This window comes from Acetoanaerobium pronyense, from assembly GCF_017874355.1.
GTDB lineage: Bacteria > Bacillota > Clostridia > Peptostreptococcales > Filifactoraceae > Acetoanaerobium > Acetoanaerobium pronyense.
This window is the reverse complement of record NZ_JAGGLI010000056.1, coordinates 1-7,102: the sequence shown is the minus strand read 5'-3', so window position 1 is coordinate 7,102 and position 7,102 is coordinate 1. Positions and strand designations below refer to the sequence as shown.

Below are 7,102 nucleotides of genomic sequence, written 5' to 3'. Positions count from 1 at the left end.
AGAAAATAGAAAATCCCTATTTTAGGGAAAATTATATTCCAAAAAATAGGGAAAATTATTTGCCGAAATTTATACAAAAATGCTTGCCGGTAACAGGCATTCCTGTGTCTCCGTTTAACCCCGTTCCTAGTTCATGTATATCATTAAATTCCTTTGCAAAACCCCTAGCAAATTCATTTATAGATCTAATATAATATGGTATGCCTTTATTTTCGCCTTCAAAGTTATCTCTTTGAGAAAGCTGTCCTCCAAGTATACCTTTTAAGATACTTTGGTTAATAGGAGCCCCAGATTCCCACTGAATATTCGTGACTCTTATAGTAGAAAGATTATCTCTTGGCGGGTCAGCAAGTTGTCCATCTTTAGTAAGGGGATGTACTTCATCTTTTATCATATCTATCTTATTGGTTTTATCATGAGCTACAAGTGGTGTGCCTTGAACAAGTATATTTACTTTTGCAAACTTAGAGCCAGGCTCTACTACATTTACCACCTGTATATCAATAAGTTTTGAAAGGTCATCTATAAGTACATTTCTTGCATCTCTAAGGTCGTTAGCTTTACTTCCATCTACCTCTACTTCATAAATCTGTTTATTGAGTCTTGCAATCTGATCTGCTATAGAGTTAATATCTGTAACAGTGGATTCTACCTCTGCATTTATATCTCTAACCATCTTTTCAAATTGGCTATTTATATGACTAAGACTTTCTGCAAGTGCAACTCCACTTTGAAGTACTACAGCTCTAGCTGTAGGGCTTGCTGGGTCTTGGGATAAATCATGAAGACCTTGATAAAAATTATCAAGTACTTTTCTGATTCCATTATCTGTTGGCTCGTTAAATATAGACTCTATTTGCGTCAGAGCCATATATTTCTCTTCCCACTCACCAAGTACCGTCATTTCGTCTCTATATTTGATATCCATAAACTCGTCTCTGATTTGGGTGATATGCTTCATATCTACCCCTATACCAAGCTGACCTTTTCCTCCTGCTATGTTTAGAGGGTTTGCTGCCGATTGGTTGAGTCTTTGTCTTGAATATCCTCTTGTATTTGCGTTTGCTATATTGTGCCCTGTGATATCAAGTGATCTTTGTGATGCAAATAGTCCTGATTGTGCTATACTAAGTCCTGCGAATGTGGATCTCATCTTTTCACCTCTTATGCGTTTTAATTACTCTATATGTATCGGAAACCTTGAGAATTTCTTAATAGGTATTTTGGACAACAAAAAACCAGGAGACTATTAACCGTCCTGGTATGATTATTCTACTTAGGAATCCATTCCTAGAATATATTTAAAGATTGTATATTTAAAATTTGTCTTCAAAGAATTTTTTTCCAGGAGCTTGCTTTTCTCCTGCGTAGTTCCCCTTTATCTTGCCGTAGGTTTGAGGCTCTGAGGCTCCCATCAGTACATTTTTGCTAAATTCTATCTGCTCAAGAGCTATCTCCATAATCTTATTGTTGAGGTCATTTTGAAGCTGTAGCTCTGTTAGTATCTCTTTTAACTCCTGTGAAACCTTTTTTGTATTTTCTGCAGTCACTGGAGATGTTTTAGAAATTAATGAGGACAGGTCTGTGATGCTCTGGTCGTTTACTTTAAGAGCATTTACAAGGTTTCCTCTTTCTTTTTCAAGCTCTATGGTTTTTCTCACTAGCTTTTCTTCTTCACTTGCAAGGAGCATTAGCTTTGATGTGTTGTTTTCCCTAAGTATATTTGATTTTTCTTTAGAAAGGTCAAGGAGAGCTTTGTTTGCATCTAGCTGTCCTCTTAGGGTCTCAAGAATCTTGCTATATATATCCATGTTTTCTCCTTATACTATATCATCAACTGTGATGCCGCTTACTATAGCCTTTGCAAGCTTCTTTGCATCTACAGTATATGTGCCGTTTGCAATTTCATTTGATATCTTGTCTATCTTTTCACGTCTTACTTCTGGTATTTCTTTTAACTTTTCCATTGCAAAGTTATAGTCTTTTCCTATGCCAGATATCTCTATATCAAACGCTTTCGCATTGGAAGGACCTACCTTCGATGCATTTTTCACTTTATCTTTATTGTATACTCCATAAGCACTTTGTACGTTATTTATATTGTTTATTTTCACGGTCTTTCCTCCTTCCAATTATTTGATATAGTATATATCGTTAGGTTTTTCAATAACTTAACAGGTTTTTTTGTTAAAGTTTCTTTACTATCTCTCTCTTCTCGTAGATCTAATTGCCGTCTTGATTGTTTCCTTATCTTTTGAGCTCAAATCTACATTTCCTTTTAAGGATTCCCTTGTGGAGATTAGCTCTTTAGCAATTTCACTTTTGCACTCGTCACAGTATCTTCCTGATTTGATACCTACTGTGCATCTTTCGCATTTTAAGAGGGCATTTGAATCCTCCACAACTTCTATTCTCTCATCCTTAAGGAGCTTTATTATAGTTCTTTCAGAAACTCCTGTCGCCTGAGCCACTTCTTTTATATCTGCTCCTGGATGGTCATAAAGGTAATCCCTTACTTTTTTAAAATCCTCTTCTATATGATCCATGGAGCATTTAGAGCAGTATTCTTCATTGTCTCTCGCTCCAAAGGCTCTTCCACATTTAACGCAGTTTTTTAGTTCCATATTTAGCTCTCTCCTCTTAATTACTAGATTTTATTTGAGATTTAATTTTTAAACATCTACTATACAGACTATCCAATGCTTTATCTTTAGATTCGGCCACTTGATAGTACAAGGGCACTTACATTTATATCTTTTTTCCACTCTTTTAATATACGGGTCATCTCATCTATTGTAGTGCCCGTAGTTAATATATCGTCTATTATTAAAATATTTTTATATTTAAAGTCCTGATTTTCATATTTTGAATCTATAAAAAATGCTTCTTTTATTTCAAGTCTCCTCTCAATAACTCCAAGGGAAGAAAGGGGTTTTGTATCTTTTTTTCTCCTAAGAGGCTCTATTACCTCAATATTTCTCTCTTTTCCTAAAAACTGGGCTAAAAGCTTAGACTGGTTATATCCTCTTTTTTTCATCCTTGAAGCTGAGGATGGTACAGGGATTAGGATATCTGGATTTAATCCTTCATAATCCATTTTGTGGGACATTATCTTGGCGAAATGCTTTGCAATATATGTGGAGCTTTGATATTTTAGCTTCCATATCATGTTTTCCATAAGACCTTCATATCTAGTACATACATATATGCTATCAAATATATGATCATCCTCTTCGCAAAGACAATCAAAATGACTATCTATCTTCCTACCGCAGCGGGTGCAGTTGTCATTTATAAACTCAATTTTATGAAAACAGGATTTGCAAAGGCTATATGGGTTTGATTTTGGTATAGGCTCTTTGCAGCTAATGCACTTTATATTAGAAGGGAACAGAATTTCCATAGTCTTCCTCCAGAATAATCCCCTGGTCTTTGAACATTTTTAGTTTTTCTCCTAGGGATGTATTTCTTTTTTCTTCATATATATTTGAAACCATTGCACTAAGATATTTTTTGTTTCCTACAATTACAAGGAGCTTTTTTGCCCTTGTGATTGCGGTATATAGTATCTTTCTGCTCATAAGCATTGGCGGCATTGCGTATATAGGAAGGACTACGCATGGAAACTCAGAACCTTGACTCTTATGAACAGTTGTAGCAAATGCATGCTCAATCTGGTCAAGCTCGGTAAAGTCATATTCCACTCTTTTTCCATCATCAAAGCTGATATAGAGTTTTTTGTCATTTGGCTCTATAAAATCTATGTACCCTATATCTCCATTGAATATTCCTTCTCCTTCTTCTCCTGTATCTTCATTTTTCCACTGCTTTTCATAGTTGTTTTTGATATGCATCACCTTATCACCAGTTCTAAGGATTCTATTTAATCCTTTGTGCTCTCTTTTTCCAGATTCTAAGGGATTTATAGCTTCTTGTATAAGGGTATTAAGGTTGTTTACTCCTGCTTCTGATTTTCTCATAGGTGAAAGAACCTGGATATCCTTTGGTGAAAGATTGTAATATTCTGGTAGTCTTTTTGATACAAGCTCTACTACTAGGTCTGCTGTCTCTCTTTGGGAATATCTTTCCATAAAGAAAAAATCATTGTCTTTTTTATTTATGATTGGCATTTCCCCATGGTTTATCCTATGGGCACTTACTATAATATTACTTTTTGCGGCCTGTCTAAACACCTCTGTAAGCCTTATTGTCTTTATGGTATCTGATTCTATTATATCTCTAAGTACGCTTCCTGCTCCAACCGATGGAAGCTGGTCTTTGTCTCCCACAAACACAAGGGTAGTTCCCGGTTTTATAGCCTTAAGGAGGGAGTCAAGAAGAAGTACATCTACCATAGATATTTCATCCACTATTACTGCATCTGCTTTGATTGGTTCATCTTCATTTTTATTAAATATTACAGCCTCTTCATCATCTGAGTAACCTACCTCAAGAAGTCTATGTATTGTTGAGGCGGATTTTCCTGTAGCTTCTGACATACGTTTTGCAGCTCTTCCAGTTGGTGCACAAAGAGCTACTTTTTTCCCAAGCTCTTCAAAGCCTTTTATTATAAAGCTTAGGGTCGTTGTCTTTCCTGTACCTGGTCCACCTGTTAGTACTAGTAGGTTTGATGAGATTGCGTGGCTTGCACCTTCGATTTGCTCTTTTGAAAGCTTGATATGTTCAGTATTTTGAAGGTTCTCTATTATATTTAATGCATCTTTATATGGAGTTTTTTCTTCCTTTTCATATGAAGCAAGCTTTATTAGATTACTTGCAGACCTTGATTCTGCAACGCTATATACTGTAAGGTAGACTCTTTTTTCATCTTCCTTTTCCTCTATTACTACATCTGAGCTAACTGCAAGGTCATATATCCCTCTTACCACTTTTTCTGACTCTATATCAAGCAGGTCTACAGCTCTAAGTCCAAGGTCTTTTATATCAAGATATGTATGTCCTTCATATGCAGACTCCTGAAGGGTGTATAGTATTCCCTGCTCTATTCTCTCTTTTGAGTCTATACCCACATTTAATTTTTTTGCTATCTCGTCTGCCTTTTTAAAGCCTATTCCCTTTACATCCTGACAAAGTGCGTATGGGTTTTCCATGACTACCTTTACTGATTTTTCTTTGTAGGCTTTAAATATCTTCATGCAGTATGCTGGAGTAATGCCATAAGGGCTAAGGTTTACGATTATATTTTTGAGCTCTCTGCCCTCCATGTGGCTCTTTACTAGCTTATCCAGTTTTTTCTTTCCTATTCCCTCTATTTCGAGATATCTATCTGGAGTTTTTTCAAGGATTTCTATGGCTGATTTTCCAAATTTGTCTACTATTCTCTTCGCCATTGCTTCCCCTATTCCTTCTAGTGCTCCCGAGCTTAGATAAGAAAAAACTCCGCTTTCTGAGTCCATAGGGAGGTGGGAAAAGGTATCTATATTAAGTTGTTTTCCGTACACTTCATGAACCTTCCAAGCACCACTGAGCTGGACATTATCCTGAACCTGAACAGAGGGCATACATCCCGTTACTGTAAGGGTCCCGTGTTCATCTGTATAGACTACAGCTATGGTATAGCCATTTTCCTGATTTTGAAAGATTATATCAAGGACCTTCCCTTTAGTAATTATAGACATAGATATACACAACTTTCTTTTTTATATTTATTATATCATAACCATAAAAAATACCGCTAGTTCCTAAGAACTAGCGGTACCATATATTATAATCCAGCGTCAGCCTTTATAGCATCTACCTTATTTAGTTCTTCCCATGGAAGAGATATATCTGTTCTTCCAAAGTGTCCGTAAGCTGCTGTTTGCTTGAATATTGGAGTTCTCAGTTTTAGGTCTCTGATTATTGCTCCAGGTCTTAAGTCAAAGTTTTTCTTAACTATTGCAGCTATTTCAGCGTCGTCTTTGATTCCAGTTCCAAATGTATCTACAAGTATAGATACTGGCTCTGCAACTCCGATTGCGTATGCAAGCTGAATTTCGCATTTTTTAGCAAGCCCTGCAGCAACTATGTTTTTAGCAACCCATCTTGCAGCATATGCAGCTGATCTATCAACCTTAGTAGAGTCTTTTCCAGAGAACGCTCCACCACCGTGTCTTGCATAACCTCCATAAGTATCTACTATTATCTTTCTTCCTGTAAGCCCAGCATCTCCTTGAGGTCCACCGATTACGAATCTTCCTGTTGGGTTGATTAGGTACTTAGTATTTTCATCAAGAAGGGTTTTGTCTACAACTGGCTTTATTACATATTCTTTCAGGTCTCTTTCGATTACTTCTCTTGATACGTCAGGGTTGTGCTGAGTTGATATTACTATTGTATCTACTCTTACAGGCCCATTTTCATCATACTCTACAGTAACCTGAGTTTTTCCATCTGGTCTTAGGTAATCAAGTACCTTTGATTTTCTTACTTCTGAAAGTTTTTTAGCAAGCTTGTGTGCAAGAGATATTGGAAGTGGCATTAGCTCTGGAGTTTCATCGCAAGCGAATCCAAACATCATACCCTGGTCTCCTGCTCCTACTGCTTCAACTTCATCATGAATATGTCCTTCTTTGTGCTCTAGTGCTTCGTCAACTCCCATAGCTATATCTGCACTTTGCTCGTCAATAGCATTGATTACTGCGCATGTATCGCAGTCAAAGCCATATTTCGCTCTAGTGTATCCGATTTCTCTAACTGTCTCTCTTACTATCTTTTGGATATCAACATAAGCCTTTGTAGTAATCTCACCAACTACCATCACTAGCCCTGTAGTAACTGTAGTCTCACACGCTACTCTTGACTCTGGGTCTTGAGCTAGTATTGCGTCCAGTATAGAGTCTGATATCTGGTCGCAAATTTTATCTGGATGTCCTTCTGTAACTGATTCTGAAGTAAATAGTCTTCTCATGAATCTTGCCTCCTCATCTAAAACAATCAAAATATACTCTTTGGACTCTGGTCCAAAAGCAAATACCGGAAAATATTCCCACATTGTGAGGATTTTTAAAATCGAGTAGGAGGTAGATAATTATTTTATCTACCGACCTCTCACACCACCGTACGTACCGTTCGGTATACGGCGGTTCATTAGAATCTAATG

The 7,102-nt window shown here is 36.8% G+C and carries 7 protein-coding genes; all 7 read right to left on the bottom strand.

Annotated features, from left to right (window positions below; genetic code table 11):
• Positions 1 to 55: 55 nt before the first annotated feature.
• The 7 genes from flgK to metK all read right to left on the bottom strand — a co-directional run bounded on the left by flgK (position 56) and on the right by metK (position 6,910).
• Positions 56 to 1,153, bottom strand: coding sequence for a flagellar hook-associated protein FlgK (gene flgK, locus J2Z35_RS14205; RefSeq protein ID WP_209662065.1), 1,098 nt, complete (start codon positions 1,151 to 1,153; stop codon positions 56 to 58).
• Positions 1,154 to 1,316: 163 nt separating this feature from the next.
• On the bottom strand, positions 1,317 to 1,811 hold the full coding sequence (locus J2Z35_RS14200; RefSeq protein WP_209662064.1) for a flagellar protein FlgN: 495 nt from the start codon (positions 1,809 to 1,811) through the stop codon (positions 1,317 to 1,319).
• Between the two features lie 9 nt (positions 1,812 to 1,820).
• Positions 1,821 to 2,114: a flagellar biosynthesis anti-sigma factor FlgM gene (gene flgM, locus J2Z35_RS14195; RefSeq protein WP_209662063.1), complete on the bottom strand. Its 294-nt coding sequence runs from the start codon at positions 2,112 to 2,114 to the stop codon at positions 1,821 to 1,823.
• A gap of 87 nt (positions 2,115 to 2,201) precedes the next feature.
• A complete protein-coding gene (locus tag J2Z35_RS14190) occupies positions 2,202 to 2,624 on the bottom strand; it encodes a flagellar protein (RefSeq protein ID WP_209662062.1) in 423 nt (140 codons plus the stop codon).
• A gap of 86 nt (positions 2,625 to 2,710) precedes the next feature.
• A complete protein-coding gene (locus J2Z35_RS14185) occupies positions 2,711 to 3,403 on the bottom strand; it encodes a ComF family protein (protein WP_209662061.1) in 693 nt (230 codons plus the stop codon).
• Positions 3,381 to 5,639 carry an SF1B family DNA helicase RecD2 gene (recD2, locus tag J2Z35_RS14180; protein WP_209662060.1) on the bottom strand — a complete coding sequence of 753 codons (2,259 nt, stop codon included), beginning with the start codon at positions 5,637 to 5,639 and terminating at the stop codon, positions 3,381 to 3,383. Before recD2 ends, J2Z35_RS14185 begins: the two co-directional genes overlap by 23 nt.
• A gap of 86 nt (positions 5,640 to 5,725) precedes the next feature.
• Positions 5,726 to 6,910, bottom strand: a complete 1,185-nt coding sequence (gene metK, locus J2Z35_RS14175) for a methionine adenosyltransferase (RefSeq protein ID WP_209662059.1) — start codon at positions 6,908 to 6,910, stop codon at positions 5,726 to 5,728.
• Between the last annotated feature and the right edge of the window lie 192 nt (positions 6,911 to 7,102).